This window comes from Tenacibaculum sp. SM2510, from assembly GCF_057002845.1.
On sequence record NZ_CP192703.1, the window covers coordinates 250130 to 267709 of the forward strand.

The window sequence follows — 17580 nt, forward strand, 5'->3', positions numbered from 1 at the left end:
TAATTTAGCTTAGCTAAAAAATATACATTAACAAATACTATTTGTGTTTTTTGTAGTCAGCATCCTTTTTCTTTAATCGTATTTTTTTTCCATCTAAGGTTCCTCTGAAATATTTATTATTTTTTATTAATAAAATTTCTCCATATTTTCCTTTTTTAATACTAGAATCTACTCCGAAAATTTTATTATTAAATAACTGAACTACTTTTTCATTTGAGCAATGCCCCACAACTATATGTTTAGAATCTACCTTTTTTAATATATCATTTACATCTGTATCCTTTAAATTATCATTGAAATAACCACGGTACCACATTAAACTTTTCTTACCATAATATGTACTGTAAAAACTTGTCGCTTTCATTTCAGCTTTTGTTCTCTCAAGAGATTTTCTCATAATATTGTTTATTTCTTCAATATTAAAATCACTTTGATTTAAAAAATGTTTAGAAATACCACCATGTGCAAAAACATTATTATTTATTTTTATAATAGTTGGTTTTGAGCGTAGCCATTTACCAATTATCGTTTTATTACTATATAATTCATCATAGTTTAAGTTTAGTAATTTTGAAGTTTGTTTATATTTTTCACTAATGTATCTTAAATCTTTATGAAGAATCATAAATTCATGATTACCTAATAAAAAATGCACATTTCCACCTTTAATTTTTGCTTGATTTTCAAGTTTATAAACTAGCCAAAGCATTTCATTAACTTTATCTCCTCTGTCAAAAATATCACCAACAATTACTAAATGACCTTTACCAAAGTTCCAATTTAATTTTTTGTCAATTATTTTATTGTTTTTTAATATTTCAATAGCTAAGTCATATTGCCCGTGAATATCGCTTAATGCGGCAATTTTTTTTACTTTACTAAATATAGATTTTTTTGGATGAAATATGGTGTCATAAGTATCTGGAGCTATTTTTTTAGAAGAAACATTATTATTTGTTATATTTTTTCGAATTAACTCATTTTTTTCTATAAAAATATATGGACCATCTGAAAATTTAGAAAGCTCATTTTTAGGACTATTTTTTATCTTTTTATTCTCTTGACTATAAACAGAAAAAGTAAAAACGAATAATAGTATTATATATAGTGTGTTTTTAAGCATTGCTTTTGTTTTAATAATTTATAATCAATGATTAGCTAAATTATTAAAAACTTCTTTATAAGCTACTTCGGTAAAGAAAGAATCGCTAATAATTTTTAGTCCTTATTTTTTAGTCCTTATTTTAATTAATATAGCATTCTCGTAATAGTGTATAATAAAGTACCTTTGGCGAAGTCTTATTTAACTTTTGGTAACACTTCAATAACTGGCCAACTAGTGGGTTTTTTTATTAATAAAGATCATCTAGGTAGCTCAATTTTTGTTGTTAGAGTACAGTTATAAAAGTGTAATTTATAAAGCAAATTATGTAAACTAAAGTACATAGTAATCTGTTTTAAATAAAAGAAAAGATAAGCATTTATGACCAACATTAATTATTAATGTAAGCTATAATTTGTACTTATCATTAGGTATTATTTTTCGCATCACATTTTATAATTACAATAAAAGAAAACTAAATTATGATTACAGATATAGAAATAAATAAACCAACACCTATTGCAGTTGATAAAAATATAAAACCATACAAAGGTGGTACTAATATTAGAACTACCATTGAAACTCTAGAAGCTGGTAAATATATATTGGTTACTGATTTTTATAGTAACGGAATTACATTTCTTCAGGAGATACATAAATATCTTCAAAAAAAACTACCTAACAAAACTTTTCAAGAGCAACGTGAGTATCGTGCGGAATATCAAAAGCTTTCAAATCGTGTTTTGATAGAGGTGGCTGATCATAAATTGGTTGTTAGAAAATCGCCTTCAATAGGTTGGTTAGAAAAATTTTATCCAGATAACACAAATTTTCTACTTACATTTCCTCAAATACAAGGACTTAATAGTGCTTGGCAGTGGAATTTAAAAGGAATTTCTATTCCTGTATTGCGAAATAAAGTACATCCTTATTACGGAACATATTTTCCTACTCGTTTCGAACATTTAGATGTTTTTGATAAATGGTTATCAAAATACCAAGGGGCAAAAAAATCGGCAATTGATGTTGGTATTGGCTGTGGTGTACTTTCTTTTCAGATGATAAAGCATGGTTTTCAGAAGGTTTTTGGTACGGATACGAATCCGAATGCGATTGTTGGATTGTCAGAATTTATGAGAGATACAAAGTTGTCTCGAAAGATCGAATTAGATTTCGGACATCTTTTGGGTAAGTTTAATAAACAAACAGAATTGATTGTTTTTAACCCGCCTTGGTTGCCAGAAACTCACGATTCCGCAGCTATTGATAAAGCTATTTATTACAATGATACTTTGTTTCCTGATTTTTTTGAAGAAGCAAAAAAAAGATTGTTGCCTGAAGGAAAAATAGTGCTTATATTTTCGAATATCGCACAAATTACAAAAGTAACTGAAGAACATCCAATAAAGAAAGAACTTGCTGAAGGAGGAAGGTTTCAATTAGAGAAATGTTATACAAAATCAGTGAAAAAGGCTTCTGAAAAAACAAAACGCGATCAACACTGGCGTGCTTTAGAAGAAGTAGAACTTTGGGTGCTAACGAATAAGTAAATTAGTTATTAAAAAATATATTTTAATAAAGAAGCGCGATTATCATTTGTTTGATAATCGCGCTTCTTTATTTTCGTTTGGTTTAAAAAACACAAAGTATTCTCTTAAACTTTAAACTCTCGTTGTCTTTTGGCTTCGAAAGTTAAAATGGCAGCGGCTACAGAAACGTTCATCGAATCTATTTGACCTTGCATTGGTATATTTATGTTTTGCGTTGCTTTGTCTCTCCAAACTGGTGTTAATCCGGTTGCTTCGGTTCCTACAACTAAAGCAGTTGGTTTGGTATAATCGTTTTTATGATACTCGTTAGAATTTTGAAGCGTAGCACTGTAAATATTAATTTTATGCTGTTCTAAAAAATTAATAATTTCTTCGGATGTTCCTATACCAATCTGATTGGTAAAAAGACAACCAACACTAGAGCGTACAATATTTGGATTAAATAAATCGGTTTTCGGATTTGCTATAAAAACAGCATCTACATTTGCGGCATCAGCAGTACGAAGCATGGCACCAATATTACCAGGCTTTTCAATGCCTTCTAAAACTAAAACAAGTGGAGTAGTGGTATTAAATTGAATCGCTTTTAAATTAAAGGCTTTAGATTTAACTACAGCAACCACACCTTCGGTAGTATCTCGATAGGCTATTTTTTGATAAATTTCTTTGGTGATTTCTATACAGTTTGTAGTATGTTTTAACAGCTTATCTAAATTTTCGTTAGAGAACATATTCGGAACAAATAAAATAGTTTCTATTTCATAACCACCGCCAACAACTAAAGATATTTCACGTTGCCCTTCAACTAAAAACAATCCTTTCTTTTTTCGCTCGCGAGATTTATCTTGAAGTTTCAATAAATCTTTAATAAAAGGATTCTGTATACTGCTAATCTGTTTCATAAATACAAAAATACCCAATTAAGGGTATTTTTGATAGTATTTATAATACAATTTATAATTGAATTAAAAAGCTGTTGTAATATTGATATATAACGTCGTTACGAGAAATTTTTAATTTCGAAGTACTCTTAAAATTAGGAGCCCATAACTTAAAGATTCTTTCGCGTTGCTCGGAATGATGTTTCTTACAATACTAATTTTTTATTATTGATTTTTATATTTATTAGAATAACGTTTCCAAAGTTTTGTTTGGTGCGATTCTAAGCTAATTTTTCGACCCTGTATAAAAGCTTCATTTAAAATATTTGTTCGCATATCTAAAGCATCACCTTCAGAAATAAATAAGGTAGCATCTTTACCAACTTCTAAAGTACCAACTTTATCATCAATACCTAAAATTTTTGCATTGTTTTGGGTAATTAACTGTAAAGCTTTTTCTTTTCCTAATCCGTAAGCAGCGTATGTACCTGCGTAAAACGGAATGTTACGAGCGCTCATACGTTCCATATCACCTTCCATACCTAAACCAATTAAAATACCAGCGTCTGATAATATTTTAGCAGCACGATAAGGTAAATCATAATCTTCATCTTCGGCACTAGGTAAACGGTGTGCGCGTTCTAAAATTACCGGAATATTATTTTCTTTTAATAAATCAGCAACCTTTTCAGCTTCTTGTCCGTGAACAATTACTAAGTTATTGATACCTACCTTTTTTAAAGTAGTAACGGCATCAGTAATCGCTTTTTGACCACTAACATGCACAAACATTTTTTGAGATCCGTTTAAAACTCCTTGTAATGCTTCGTAAGGTAAAATCTTAGCAGTTTTATCACTTGCTAAATAGGCTTTTGCATTATTGATATAGCTAGTTATTTGAGCTATGTTTTTTGCATAATCTTTATTTGGTTTTAATCCAGGTTCTTCACCTAACCACCAACGACCGTTGCTAAAATTACTTGGCCAGTTCATATGTATACCGTCGTCTGTTTTTAAAGCAGCATCTTCCCAGTTCCAAGCATCAAATTGTACTACAGATGATGTTCCTGAAATAACACCACCACGTGGCGTAATTTGCGCCATTAAAACTCCGTTTGGTCGCATAGATTCGATTACTTTACTTTCGGTGTTATAAGCAATAATACTACGAATATGTGGTAGCATACTACCAACTTCATCAAAATCTCTTGTAGCTCTTACGGCATCTATTTCTGCCAAGCCTAAAGAAGTGTTTGCAGCAATAAACCCAGGATATACATGTTTTCCTTTCGCGTTAATTATTGTTCCTCTTCTAGCAATTTTCATCATTGCACTACCAACGAAAGCAATTTTACCCTCAGAGAACATAATTAATGAGTTTTCGATAACTTTTCCGTTTCCTAAATGAGCGGTAGCACCCTCAATACTATAATCTTGCGTTTGTTTGGGAGCTGGTGTTTGTTGTGCAAGCATATTTCCTAAGAATAAGAAACAAACCAAACTATATATTATTTTAAATTTCATGTTTATTATTTTTAAGTTCTTATTCTGTATCACAGTGAAATAATTTTTTAGCTTTCTTAACAGGAGCTTGTGTTTTAGCGCCTTTTAATTTTTCTTTTAGCATCATATTAATCAGTTTCGAGCGCTCAGTTTTTATAACTGCACGTTTTTCTTTATCCTTTTTAATATCAAAATAAAGCGTACCATCAATAATGGTATTTTCTGCTTTAGAATAAATTGATAACGGATTACCGCTCCATAAAACAACATCAGCATCTTTACCAACTTTAATACTACCAGTACGGTCGTTTAAGTGTAATAATTTAGCAGGATTTATGGTAACTGTTGCCCAAGCTTCTTGTTCAGATAAACCACCATATTTAATTAATTTAGCAGCTTCTTGATTTAAACGACGAGACATTTCTGCATCATCAGAATTTATAGCAACCGTAATACCTTGGTTGTGCATAATTGCAGCATTGTAAGGAATTGCATCGTTTACTTCGTATTTATACGCCCACCAATCTGCAAATGTAGAACCACCAGCACCGTGTGCTTTCATTTTATCAGCAACTTTATAACCTTCTAAAATATGTGTAAAAGTGTTGATGTTAAAATTGAACTTTTCAGCAACTTTCATTAGCATATTAATTTCAGACTGAACATATGAGTGACACGAAATAAAACGTTTTTTATTAATAATTTCAGCCAACGTTTCTAACTCAATATCTTTACGATATGGTTGTCCGTTTTTCTTTTTAGTATCATATTCTTTTGCTCTTTGAAAATAATCGATATATACTTGTTCAACTCCCATACGTGTTTGTGGAAAACGAACTGTTTGAGAATCTCCCCAGTTAGATTGTTTTACATTTTCACCTAAAGCAAATTTGATAAACTTCGGGGTGTTTTTATAAATCATTCCGTCAGCTTCTTCTCCCCATTTTAATTTGATAATTGCAGAGCGACCACCAATTGGATTTGCAGAGCCGTGTAAAATCTGAATAGAAGTAACTCCACCAGCAATGTTTCTGTAAATATTAATATCATCAGGATCTACAACATCTTCAATCGTTACTTCGGCAGTAGAGTTGTGACCAGATTCGTTTACAGCAGAAGTTGCAATATGCGAATGTTCGTCAATAATACCTGCAGTTAAGAATTTACCAGTTCCATCGATAGTTTTTGCATCACGATTTGAAAGGTTTTTTCCTATTTTAGAAATTTTACCATCTTTAATTAAAACATCGGTATTTGTTAAAACTTCGTTGTTTTCTGAAGTCCAAACTGTTGCGTTTTTAATTAAAATAGTTTCTTGTTGTGGTTTTGTGTAATTTCCAAATCCTATGTTCGGATAAGAAACAGCAACTACAGTAGTCTCTTTTTCTTCTTTCTTTTCTTCTTTCTTTTCTTCTTTTTTAGAATTGAAAGTAGCGATCCAATTAGTTTCGTTTCCGCTATTATTAATAGCGGTACCGTTTAAGTTTTTGTTTTCAACAAAGCCTGACAAACGAGAAAAATTATCACCATCTCTTAAAGTAATTTTCACCCAATTATCTATAAATGAAAATTTAGAACTAATTTTTTTAGCATCCTTTTTTATAGTCGCTTTTTGCTTAGTTCCTTTTCCGCTGATAGACATTTTATATGTTTCGCCATTTACAGTTAAAGTATATTCACCAGAAAGATCTTTAATAGTAATGTCATTTACAACGTTTTTATCTCCTTGTACCCAGTTTTCGTAAAGCGTTGTGTTTTTATCAAAAATATCACCAGAGGTAATTAAAAAGTTAGCATGGCTACCTTTATTTAAGTTTCCAATTTTATCGTTTTGTAAAATTTTAGCAGGAATACTAGTTAAAGCTTCTAAAGCTGTTGTCTTATCTAAACCAAACTTTATAGCCTTTTGTAAGTTAGCCGTAAAGTCTTTTGCTTTTTTTAATTTGTAAGTCGTTAATGCAAAAGGAACATTGTTTTTAGCAAGTGTTGCAGGGTTTGCAGGCTCTTGATTCCATTTACGCATATCGCTTAATGCAATTTTATCAGCTAAAAAAGCATTACTTACATCGTATGCTTTTCTGAAGTTGATAGGAATAATAAAAGTAGCGTTGGTGTTTTTAATAGCATTGATACGTTCGTATTCGTTACCACCACCTACAATTGTATACTGAATTCCGAATTCATCACCTACTTTATCTGCACGTAAATCATCTAAATAATTACCTGCTCTGAATATTTGAGGAAGCTCTTTTTTATCATTTAAAGCTTGTAAAGCTAAATCAGTATTTTCAATATTTCCTTTAGCATGCCAAGCGGCATCTAAATACGTTTGTCTTAATAACGCCATAGCTCCCATACGCGATGTAGGGTAAGACTGACGTGTTTTATTACTTTTACTAAAAGAAAGGTAATTAGCAGATTGCTTATTTAAAATACGATACGCATCAGAAGTTGCAGGGTTTAAAGCTACTAAAACTCCGTTACCTTGCATAATACCATCTTCTAAATGTGTATTTACAGCACCAAAACCTAAGTTTAATAACTCTTTAGCTTTTTTAGTATCGAATTTAAAATCGTTAAAAGAATTTACGTCAGGTCTAATATGATCGTTCCAATAATATCCTTTTCTGTTAGCATCGTATTGTGGTCCTTGTCCGCGAGCACCTTCTCTTTTAGGTGCTTTTATTCCAAAATCAGAATACACATCAATAAAAGAAGGGTAAATAGTTTTACCATTTAAATTAACGGTTTCAGTCCCTTTAGGAATAGCTATTGATTTACCTATTTCTAAAACTTTACCGTCTTTAATAAGTAGCGTTCCTTTTTTTATAATGTTGGTTGGACTTACATAAATTTTTGCATTTGTAAATGCATATAATTTATTTTTTGATGTTTTAACTCCCGTGTTACTTGGAAAGTATTCTTGTGCGTGCACTATTGATACACAAAGAAATAAGAGTAGAATGAGTATTTTTTTCATTGATGAATTAAGTTGATTTATGTGATAAAGGTATTTATTTAATAATGAGTAAATACCGTTTTAACAAATAATTAAGATTACTTTAAGACTAGTTTTCCAATTTTTTGATCGCCAGACAACCATGCAGTATTTTTATCAACAAAGGTAATAGCGTAATAAGAATCATTACTTACCTCGACCCAAGTATGTCCGCCATCGTTAGAAAATGAAATTCCGGTTTTACCCACAGCAAAAATTTCTTTACCATTAGTATCAGGTACAAATTGCACACAACTTTTATAGTTAGGGTTTTGATTATCCGCAACTAATGTCCATGTTTTTCCACCATCGGCTGTTATTGCTTTGTTGGCACAATTATCGTTTGGTTTTGCATAGCTACCGCCAATGGCGATTCCGTTATTTTCATCGTAAAAATCGATAGAATAAATTCCTTGTGGCCCGTCACCTTGAATTATAGGTGTGTTATAAATTTGCCAAGTTTGTCCAAAATCAGTAGATTTTAAAATTCTTGTTTTAGTTCCTCCAGAAGCAATCCAAACGGTATTATTTATAATTTTTATGTTGGTATTACTTGCGGCAAAAAAAGCTTCACCTTCTTCAAAAACAGGTAAGTTCTCACAAGATAATTTGTTCCAGGTATTTCCACCATCCAAAGTTAAAATAATAGAAGCACAATTTTCGGTAGGATCACCAACTGCGATTCCGTGTTTACCATCTGCAAAGAATTTCATGCTATCATAAAAGACCTTTTCATGAACTTCTTTATAAACTAAAGAGGTTTGTTTTTTAGAGTTATTTACTTTGTAAAGTAATGCAGGATTGCCAATACTTAGCGCAAAAACATCAGTTCCGTTAAAAGCAATACTTCTAAAATTAGGAATAATGGTGTCGTTTTCTTTAATATCGATAAAAGAGTTTTCACTCCATTTTTCTCCGTTACTTTTTGTAAAACCAGTTTCTCCGTTGGAGGCGGCATAATACAAACTAGTTTTATTTATCGGATAAATAGCTCTAATACTAGCGCTATCTCTTTTAAACTCGGTAATATTTATTTTTTTTATTGTCCTTGATTGGTATTCTTTTTTGCAAGAAAAAGAAATAAAACCGACTATAATTAAAAGTGGAAAGTGTTTCATTTTTTTGATATTTTTACAAAACTAAAAATAGCTAAATCAAATCAATTTTATGAAGAAAGCATTGGTAATTTCTGGAGGAGGAAGTAAAGGAGCATTTGCGGGTGGTGTTGTTGAGTTTTTGATGAAAGAGAAGAAAAACGATTATGATTTATTTTTAGGAACCTCTACAGGAAGTTTAATGGTTTCTCATTTAGCTTTAAAAAAGCTAGATTCATTAAAAGAATTATATACCAATGTAAATCAAAACTCTATTTTTAGTAACAGTCCTTTTAAAATTACAAAAGTTCATGGAGAAAAAGTAATTTCTATTCGTCATATAAATACTTTTTGGAATTTTTTAAACGGTAGTAAAACTTTTGGTGAGAGTAAAAATTTGCGAAAACTTATAAAGAAGAATATTACGCTAGAAATGTATAATGAAATTCGAAAAAACAACAAAGAAGTTGTTGTAACGGTTTCTAATTTAACGGCAAATCAAATAGAATATAAAGCTATATCTGAGTGTAGTTATGATGATTTTTGTGATTGGATTTGGGGTTCGTGTAACTACGTGCCTTTTATGAGTTTATTAGAAAAAAACAATTGCCAATATGCAGATGGAGGTTTTGGTAGTTTAGTACCTATTAGAGAAGCAATTTTACGTGGCGCTAAAGAAATAGATGCTATTATTCTAGAAACGGAGGTTACGCAAATTAATAGAATGCATGCTAAAAATCCGTTTTCGTTAATGTTAGATGTTTTTGATTTTATGCTCGAAAATGTAGAAAGACATAATATTACCATAGGTAAATTATCAGCAAAACATCATGACGTGAAGCTTAATTTATATTACACCCCAACCGTTTTAACGACCAATTCATTGGTTTTTGATAAAGAAAAGATGAAAAAATGGTGGACATCTGGTTATTTACACGCAAAAAGGCTAGATGATGAAAAAATGAGTCAGTTTAGACCAGAAATGGTAAATAATCAAGAAATTGAAGAAGGTTTAGAAAATGCATAGTTTATGAAATTCGGAAAAGGAGAGCGGCCAGAGTTAATAGATTTTTCATTGCCAAGTACTCACGAGAGAACAATAAAATTATTAAACTCTTTTGACGATGTAGATAAGCCGAATGTATATGTAGGTTGTGCTAAATGGAATAAAGCCGATTTAAAAGGTTTTTACCCGAAGGGAACAAAAGATGAATTAGCATATTATTCAAAACAGTTTAATTCAATTGAATTAAATGCTACATTTTACCGACTTTTCTCTGTAGAACAGTTTGAAAAGTGGAAATTAAAAACACCTAAAGGATTTAAGTTTTTTCCGAAGCTAACACAAGATATAAGTCATTTTAAACGCTTACAAGGAACCCAAGATTTTGTAAACTTATTTTTAGATAATTCAGCACATTTACAAGATAGGCTAGGAACTATTTTTTTACAAATGCATGCTGATTTTGGACCAGAAAACTTTAATGCACTTAAAAATTTTGTAATTAGTTGGCCTAAAGCAATATCACTAGCGATAGAAGTTCGGCATGAAGAATGGTTTTCAAACATCACAGTTTTTGATGAGTTAACCAAATTATTAGAAGAATATAATATCGCAAATATATTAGTTGATACTGCTGGTAGGCGAGATATGTTGCATATGCGATTAACAAATAACGAAGCTTTTATACGATTTGTAGGAGCAAATCATCCGTCGGATTATGAACGTTTAGATGCTTGGGTTTATCGCTTAAAAGAGTGGAGTGATTTAGGATTAAAAAACATACACTTTTTTATTCATCAGAATATAGAAGTAGAATCGCCTTTGTTAGCAGCTTATTTTATTAAAAAATTAAACAAAGAATTAGGAACAGATTTAAAAGTTCCGAATGAAAATATGCAACAACAAATGAGCTTGTTGTAAAGTGAAAAATTCAGCTTTAAAGCTGAGTTTTTTATTGGTTTTAATTAGTTACTTTAAATTGATGTATGATTAACTCTGCAAGTACGCACCAAAATGAAAACCTACAAGAATTTTCAGAATTAGGCTAGACCTAGCAATGGATTATATGCTTTGTTGGTAATAGTTATTTTTCAATTAATTTTTCTACAATGAATTTTTTCTTCCAGCCAGAAATTTTCTCTGAAATATCAAAATACTTGTTGAATTTCTCAATTTGAGTTTCCTTATAAAATTGGTTTAATTTTCCAATGAATTGAGAAAGGCTTGGTGCAATTACAGGTCTATCATTGTCTCCTTTCCAATATTCAATTAGTTGTCCTTTTTCTTCAGTAAAAATCCCTTTTAAGTCATAACAAATATAACTTCCACCACCATTAGAAAATACAGGAAGCCAATTTTCATTCCACCAATTTTCTACTTCAAAGTCATATCCTATCATTTCTGTAAATTCTTGATTTCCTGACAATACATACTCTAAAGGTTCAAACATAGAATTGTTAACAAATGCCTCATAGCAATCTTGACTTTGTCCATTTTTCCACAAATAAAGTTCCTTTAAGTCAGGTGGAATAATTTTATTATATTCTTTTTCTAATTCAGATATTTCTTCTTCAGATAAAGGTTTTTGAAGTTTACTATAATATTCAGGTCGTTTTGCTTTTAAATTTTTGTCTAATTTATCTATTTCAAGTTTCATATAATTTATATCATTAAAACAGTTCAAAAATAAAATTGAGAATGTAATTATAAAAAGGCGTTTCATTTAATTATTGCCAACGGTTTAGGGTATGAGAAATTGTGGTATTGAAACCGTAATTTTCCGATGTTTAAATTTAAGTTTTTTATATTTTAGAATTTCTCTATTTTATTGAATTTAGCAATTTTTTATACCCTTTGTTAGCTGCAGGTTATTTTTCTTCGAAGGTATATTTTCCTAATCGTAGAATACAGAAAAATACCAAGAAAGCTGCTTGCAAATTATAATCTGAAAATTGTAGAAATGAATGAGCTACATTATTTCTCAAATTTTTCCCTTTTTTTGTAAAAGTAAATTTAAAGAGTTCAATATCTTTTTCTGAAAAATATTCTTTAGTAATTGAATTTTCTAATAATTCCTCCAGTAATTGCTCCTGTAATACACCTTTCTTTTCCGTTGTACTATTTCCGTTCGATAATCTTATAAAATCTCTTAATGCTCCTTCAAATTTAAGAGTTAATGAATCAATACTTAAAATGAAATTGTTCACTTTGTTTGTATTTGTTAATACGGATAATTCAAATTGAGAAAATAGATTGTGAATACCCGGAGCTAACATTGTCAGCCAACTTACATTTTTGTCTAATTCATTTTCGGCAATTGTTCTCTTAAATTTCAGACCATACCAAGTGTGTTCTTCTAAATATGAATATATTTTATAATAATTTAATTTACCAGATATTGTACCGTCAATAAACACTTTTAAAAATAAACTATAAACTTGAATATTATGAGAAATAATATAATTTTTTAAAATTTCATTATCTAGTTTTTCAGATTCATTTAAGTTTTTGAAATTACTATTTATATCAAAAGAACGTGTGCTAAATAAATTAAAAACAGAATTTTTTATAGATTTTTCAGATATATTGTAATTCTTAACAGGATCAACTAACAACTCCTCATTTACAGAAAAGAAAGCAAGAATTGATTCAGTTTGAAGTTTAAGAATTGTTGCAGATTTTGAATTGAGAAAATCATTGAATAATTCCATTTTCTCCCCATCTAATTCAACACTCACTTTTCCTAATTTGACCTTTTGTTTTAATCTGTTATACTCTATTAAAACTTGTTCACATTCATCTTTTTTCCCTGCTTTTCTTAAAAAACTAGCTTTAACTCCTAAAGTAGTAGTTTTTATAAAGTCGTTATCATTTGTATGTTGAGCTAAAATTAAATCTTCATTATTTGCAAGTAACTCATAAATCAAATTTGTTGGTTTTTGAAGTCTATTGTATAGCTTTATTGCAATTTCTAAATTGTATTTATTATCAGAGTAGGAAGTCGGGTTTTCATTTTCAATCCATTCAGGTATGTTTTCTGCTATTTGTTTAAGTTCATCCGATTCAAGTATGTTATTTTCTAAAATAGCTGTTAAAACACGACCTTTTAACCAATTTGGTAAATCTTTTAAAAGAATAAGAGTAGTTTCCTTTGATTTTTGAATACCAAGTTTTGTTTTTTTAGATAAATATAGGATAGCAGAAAAAATAATTGGTAATTCGTTCGCTTCTTTAGGTATTATTCTGTTGATTACTAAAATGTAATTTTCTATTGCGATTAAAACATATTTGTTATGTTTTGTTTCTTTCCAAAGTATATGTGCATACCTTGATTTTAACCAAATGTTTGATGTTGTTTTTAAACGGTTTTCTAAATATGTGATTTCGTTTATTTCATAATTGACTTTCTGAATTTCTCCGTTTATTCCAGTAATTTGAGAGTTGAAAAAGAGTTGTCCATTGTTTAGATTGTAATTAAGAATTTTTCGTTCGGTTATAACTTTCTTTTTCCAATCTCCATCTATTTTGTCTATGTGTTGGATTTCCTTTTGAATATTCCAAATATTCAAATGTTCTAAATTTTCAAGTGAATTATAAAACTCGGTTACTTCCTTAGGTATTTCACTCATAATTTTCGTTGTCGACTTGCAGCTAACGTGTTTGTATAAGCTTTGTTGCGTTGGTTTAGCAGTAAAGTTTATACTGCTTAAGTTAGCAATTTAATAAAAAGGTTAAATTTAAGAGTTATAAATCAGAAAGAATAAAAGAGAGAATTAAGGTTAATATATACGGTGAAGCATTGACTTCGACAACATTGATAATCCTCTCTCTTTTCTACTAAAAATCACGTTCAGTTCTGTGAGACCTAGATCTCGTTTTCAAGTTGTTGTGAGTCAAGTAGATTATTCTTTCATAAAACAGTTCTTATGAATAAATATAAGGAAATTTTTGGAGTTGACATTAGCAAAGACGTATTTGATGTTTATGGAAGCAAAAAGGGGCATAATCAATTTAAAAATAATGCGTCAGGTTTTAGATCTTTTCTAAAAAGTCTTCCTAAAGAATCATTAGTAATAATGGAAGCAACAGGTTATTATCATTACAGGTTAGCGTAGTTTTTATACAAAGAAAAGCAAGTAGTTTCGGTTGTAAATCCTTTATCAGTAAAGCGTTTTATACAGATGAAATTAGCGAAAGTAAAAACGGATAAGAGTGATGCGAAAGCGATTTGTGAGTATGGTAAAATTAATGAAGTTCCTTTATATACAGCTCTGACAGATGTTCAAAGTGAGTGTTTACAGCTTTTCAGATGGTTAGATGCTTTGATAAAGAAAAGAACAGCTACTAAGAATAAGATTCATGGAGAGCAAGTTTTAGGAGTTCCATCAAAGTTTGTTTATCGCTCTTTAAATAGGGTAAAAAAATACTTAGATAAAGAAATTTTAGGTATAGAAGACAAATTACTTTCTTTAGTAAAACAAGATGAAAAGCATCAATTAACATTGTTGCAGAGTATTCCAGGAATAGGAATGAAAACAGCTTTGTTTTTAATTGTGGTTACCGATGGCTTTAAGAAATTCGAAAGCGCATCACAACTCTGTAGTTATGTTGGTATCACACCTACAATACGAGAGTCGGGGAGTAGTGTAAGAGGTCGAAGTCGAATAAGTAAAGTAGGTAATAGAAAATTACGGAATCTTTTGTTTCTCTGTTCCTTTAATGCATGTAAACATAATAAAGCATGTAGAGATATTTATGAGCGTATTGTAAACAAAGGAAAGAGTAAAAAACTAGCATTAATAGCAGTTTCTAATAAGTTAATAAAACAAAGTTTTGCAATAGCAAAATCGGGTTTACCTTACGATGAAAAGTACATTTCTGTATTACCTAAATAAGTAGTTATTATACAGGAAATAAAAACTCAAAATACCAAGTAGTAGCATTTTGAGTCTAGAATAATATTGCGTAAAATTAATGAAGAAAAGGTTTGTTTTTTACCTCAGTTCTTTGTTAGCTTTAGTTTTCTCTTACAATTGTGATATTTAAAAAATATAAATTTTTATTTCAGTTAATTGTTATTTAACAGTAGCAATTCCACTAATAATTAGTTTCACTGAATTGTCAGTTTTTATTATGTCAATATCTTTAGGTCTTAAAAATGTTATATTATTATTATCAATAACTGTCCCATTTTTAGTATAAAGTTTTGAAAAATAACTGATTCCTCGAACCCCAAAACTGTTATAATTATCTCCATTTTCATCTATTGCATAAATAAACCATTCTTTGCTGTTATCCAAAGAGCCACATACATAGATTATATTATTGTGTATTGTCAAATCTCCATACAATACATCACTACCTTGTAAATATTTTGTATGAATACCATCTCCTGCGAATTGGTTATCTCTTTGACCATTAAGTTCCAATTTCACAATCATAAAATGATTATTTCCTATTGAACCACTTACATAAATTCCGCTTTCAGCTACATTTAATGATTTTGGAACGAAGATACCACATGAAGGAATGATTTTAGTAAAACCTTCGTTGCCAAAACTAGTATCAATAGACAAGTCAAGATTATATCTAATAATAGTAAATCCTTTAAAATTTATTCCATCTTCATTCGTTTTATCATTAACTAAAAGTAGATATATTTTATTGTTATGTATTTTAATTATTGGGTCTGAATAATTCTTTAATGAATTATCAGAATTTATATTTCCCCAACCATTCATATCCATGCTATTTAGGTTAATTGATAAGCCATCTTCATATGATTCAGTTACATAATATATTTTAGTAGTATTATTTATTATAGATTTTACTCTAGTGTTTTTATTTTCCAAATTAAAAAAGATACCTCCTTCTCTAAAATTGTTATCTTGAAATCCTTTACTGTTTTTTTTGTAAAACATTGGGTAGAAGTAATTTTTACCACTATAATTAATTTTCCCAGACCCCGTAATTAATGTTCCTGATATTGAATTTGTTTCTATATATGTTGAACTAAAAGTTTCATTTATCCTAAAATAATCAAGTCTTGGACTTATTATATCAAATCCCAATCCTCCATTATAATTAGTTTCATCTAATTTCCCATCAGGTCTAATTTTGTAAATTACTGGAGATGGGACTCCACTTCCTACAAGATGTATAAAATTATCATTAGAAATATTTGCGTAGACATTAGGTATATTAATATCCTTAGTATTACCTAGATTTAGGTATAAGTTATAACCAGGAGAATTAAAATTATAATCGGGTTCTCCATTTAGTAGTATACTAGCAATAAAAGGTTGATTCTTATTCTGAGCGAATGATTGACTCATTATTGCTATGAATAATAAGGATGTAAGAATATTTTTCATGATTTATTTTAATTAAAGTTAACTCCTTTTTATGCGTTACTTTATTCCTTTTATCTATTGTTTTGAGAGTATAAAAGGTAGTTCTTTTTCTTTTTATAAAAATAGCACTATTCTATAAAGCATCAAGTAAAATTGTAATAAATTCTAAAGAGTATGGATTATTTAATAATGTTATGTAATCGTGGAGTAGTAATGTAAAGAAGGTTTTTCGTTAATTTTATCATCATTAATTAAATTTTAATGCACAGATAAGTGTTTAACAAATAACGAAGCTTTTATAAGATTTGTAGGAGCAAATCATCTTTCGAATTGTAAACGTTTACGTGCTTGGGTCTATCGCTTAAAAGAGTGGAGCTGTTTAGGATTAAAAAACATACACTTTTTTATTCATCAGAATATAGAGGTGGAATCGCCTTTGTTAGCAGCTTATTTTATTAAAAAATTAAACAAAGAATTAGGAACAGAATTAAAAGTTCCGAATGAAAATATGCAACAACAAATGAGTTTTTTATTGGTGAAAATATTTTATTTTAAATTGACATATATATTAAAAAACCCGTGTTAACTATAGCCATTGTTGTAAGTAGTTTTAATCTATTTTTTTATATTTTAAAGATGGACCATCACAAGCAATCCATGTACTTGTAAATATATTTTTAGATTGAAAAAACACTTCTTCTTTTAAATTTGAAGAGCAAGAACCAATAATTTCACTTTTATTATTATAAGTAAATTCTAAGTATTTTCCATCAGATAGCTCAAGAATATTATATGTTCCAATAGCATTTGTTGTTACTCCATCAGTATCTCTTGACTTTTTAAAAGTTCCATCAGTATTTATTTGATAGGTTTCTTGCCATTCCATTTCACTATCTGCTGATTCAGAATTTTGATTATTACTTGTCATTTTTATAAGTTTCCAACTTCCAGTAATTTTATTTTCCGATTCACTGCAAGAGAATAATATTCCGATTATCATTAAAAATAAAATTTGTTTTTTCATAATATCATTTGTTTTTATGTAGTAGATGTGTATTATCTTGTTTGGTTGCTTCAAATTACTTACAACGTTTTA

At 29.4% G+C, this 17580-nt stretch carries 12 protein-coding genes and 1 pseudogene; 4 read left to right on the plus strand and 9 right to left on the minus strand.

Annotated features, from left to right (window positions below):
* Positions 1–37: 37 nt before the first annotated feature.
* Positions 38–1123 carry a metallophosphoesterase gene (locus ACQ629_RS01045; RefSeq protein ID WP_483706098.1) on the minus strand — a complete coding sequence of 362 codons (1086 nt, stop codon included), beginning with the start codon at positions 1121–1123 and terminating at the stop codon, positions 38–40.
* Positions 1124–1584: 461 nt separating this feature from the next.
* Between ACQ629_RS01045 and ACQ629_RS01050 the strand changes: the two genes are divergently transcribed.
* On the plus strand, positions 1585–2652 hold the full coding sequence (locus ACQ629_RS01050; RefSeq protein WP_483706099.1) for a methyltransferase: 1068 nt from the start codon (positions 1585–1587) through the stop codon (positions 2650–2652).
* A gap of 104 nt (positions 2653–2756) precedes the next feature.
* Here ACQ629_RS01050 and ACQ629_RS01055 read toward each other — a convergent pair whose 3' ends face one another.
* The 4 genes from ACQ629_RS01055 to ACQ629_RS01070 all read right to left on the minus strand — a co-directional run bounded on the left by ACQ629_RS01055 (position 2757) and on the right by ACQ629_RS01070 (position 9152).
* Positions 2757–3554: a TrmH family RNA methyltransferase gene (locus tag ACQ629_RS01055; RefSeq protein ID WP_483706100.1), complete on the minus strand. Its 798-nt coding sequence runs from the start codon at positions 3552–3554 to the stop codon at positions 2757–2759.
* 204 nt (positions 3555–3758) lie between these two features.
* A complete protein-coding gene (locus ACQ629_RS01060) occupies positions 3759–5057 on the minus strand; it encodes an amidohydrolase family protein (RefSeq protein WP_483706101.1) in 1299 nt (432 codons plus the stop codon).
* A gap of 19 nt (positions 5058–5076) precedes the next feature.
* Positions 5077–8016 (minus strand): amidohydrolase family protein, encoded by a 2940-nt coding sequence (locus tag ACQ629_RS01065; protein WP_483706103.1) that lies wholly within the window; start codon positions 8014–8016, stop codon positions 5077–5079.
* A 77-nt stretch (positions 8017–8093) separates the two neighbouring features.
* Positions 8094–9152 carry a WD40/YVTN/BNR-like repeat-containing protein gene (locus ACQ629_RS01070; RefSeq protein WP_483706105.1) on the minus strand — a complete coding sequence of 353 codons (1059 nt, stop codon included), beginning with the start codon at positions 9150–9152 and terminating at the stop codon, positions 8094–8096.
* Between the two features lie 49 nt (positions 9153–9201).
* Here ACQ629_RS01070 and ACQ629_RS01075 point away from each other — a divergent pair, with 49 nt between their 5' ends.
* Together ACQ629_RS01075 and ACQ629_RS01080 are read left to right on the plus strand one after the other, a co-directional pair.
* Positions 9202–10155 carry a patatin-like phospholipase family protein gene (locus ACQ629_RS01075; protein WP_483706107.1) on the plus strand — a complete coding sequence of 318 codons (954 nt, stop codon included), beginning with the start codon at positions 9202–9204 and terminating at the stop codon, positions 10153–10155.
* 3 nt (positions 10156–10158) lie between these two features.
* Positions 10159–11052 carry a DUF72 domain-containing protein gene (locus ACQ629_RS01080; protein ID WP_483706109.1) on the plus strand — a complete coding sequence of 298 codons (894 nt, stop codon included), beginning with the start codon at positions 10159–10161 and terminating at the stop codon, positions 11050–11052.
* Between the two features lie 163 nt (positions 11053–11215).
* Here ACQ629_RS01080 and ACQ629_RS01085 read toward each other — a convergent pair whose 3' ends face one another.
* Both ACQ629_RS01085 and ACQ629_RS01090 read right to left on the minus strand, forming a co-directional pair.
* Positions 11216–11788, minus strand: coding sequence for an SMI1/KNR4 family protein (locus ACQ629_RS01085; protein WP_483706111.1), 573 nt, complete (start codon positions 11786–11788; stop codon positions 11216–11218).
* A 211-nt stretch (positions 11789–11999) separates the two neighbouring features.
* On the minus strand, positions 12000–13760 hold the full coding sequence (locus tag ACQ629_RS01090; RefSeq protein WP_483706113.1) for a DUF4209 domain-containing protein: 1761 nt from the start codon (positions 13758–13760) through the stop codon (positions 12000–12002).
* A 297-nt stretch (positions 13761–14057) separates the two neighbouring features.
* Here ACQ629_RS01090 and ACQ629_RS01095 point away from each other — a divergent pair.
* Positions 14058–15026: pseudogene (locus ACQ629_RS01095) on the plus strand (IS110 family RNA-guided transposase).
* Positions 15027–15206: 180 nt separating this feature from the next.
* On the opposite strand, the gene ACQ629_RS01100 reads toward ACQ629_RS01095, so the two are convergent.
* Both ACQ629_RS01100 and ACQ629_RS01105 read right to left on the minus strand, forming a co-directional pair.
* Complete coding sequence (locus ACQ629_RS01100; RefSeq protein ID WP_483706115.1) at positions 15207–16505, minus strand: hypothetical protein; 1299 nt, start codon at positions 16503–16505, stop codon at positions 15207–15209.
* A 589-nt stretch (positions 16506–17094) separates the two neighbouring features.
* Positions 17095–17484 (minus strand): hypothetical protein, encoded by a 390-nt coding sequence (locus ACQ629_RS01105; protein ID WP_483706117.1) that lies wholly within the window; start codon positions 17482–17484, stop codon positions 17095–17097.
* Between the last annotated feature and the right edge of the window lie 96 nt (positions 17485–17580).

Bases quoted from the DNA above. Each gene is read 5' to 3' on its own strand.
- ACQ629_RS01105 (WP_483706117.1), bottom strand. From the start codon at position 17,484: ATGATAATCGGAATATTATTCTCTTGCAGTGAATCGGAAAATAAAATT.
- ACQ629_RS01080 (WP_483706109.1), top strand. From the start codon at position 10,159: ATGAAATTCGGAAAAGGAGAGCGGCCAGAGTTAATAGATTTTTCATTG.
- ACQ629_RS01070 (WP_483706105.1), bottom strand. From the start codon at position 9,152: ATGAAACACTTTCCACTTTTAATTATAGTCGGTTTTATTTCTTTTTCT.
- ACQ629_RS01085 (WP_483706111.1), bottom strand. From the start codon at position 11,788: ATGAAACTTGAAATAGATAAATTAGACAAAAATTTAAAAGCAAAACGA.
- ACQ629_RS01090 (WP_483706113.1), bottom strand. From the start codon at position 13,760: ATGAGTGAAATACCTAAGGAAGTAACCGAGTTTTATAATTCACTTGAA.
- ACQ629_RS01045 (WP_483706098.1), bottom strand. From the start codon at position 1,123: ATGCTTAAAAACACACTATATATAATACTATTATTCGTTTTTACTTTT.
- ACQ629_RS01075 (WP_483706107.1), top strand. From the start codon at position 9,202: ATGAAGAAAGCATTGGTAATTTCTGGAGGAGGAAGTAAAGGAGCATTT.
- ACQ629_RS01065 (WP_483706103.1), bottom strand. From the start codon at position 8,016: ATGAAAAAAATACTCATTCTACTCTTATTTCTTTGTGTATCAATAGTG.
- ACQ629_RS01055 (WP_483706100.1), bottom strand. From the start codon at position 3,554: ATGAAACAGATTAGCAGTATACAGAATCCTTTTATTAAAGATTTATTG.
- ACQ629_RS01050 (WP_483706099.1), top strand. From the start codon at position 1,585: ATGATTACAGATATAGAAATAAATAAACCAACACCTATTGCAGTTGAT.
- ACQ629_RS01060 (WP_483706101.1), bottom strand. From the start codon at position 5,057: ATGAAATTTAAAATAATATATAGTTTGGTTTGTTTCTTATTCTTAGGA.
- ACQ629_RS01100 (WP_483706115.1), bottom strand. From the start codon at position 16,505: ATGAAAAATATTCTTACATCCTTATTATTCATAGCAATAATGAGTCAA.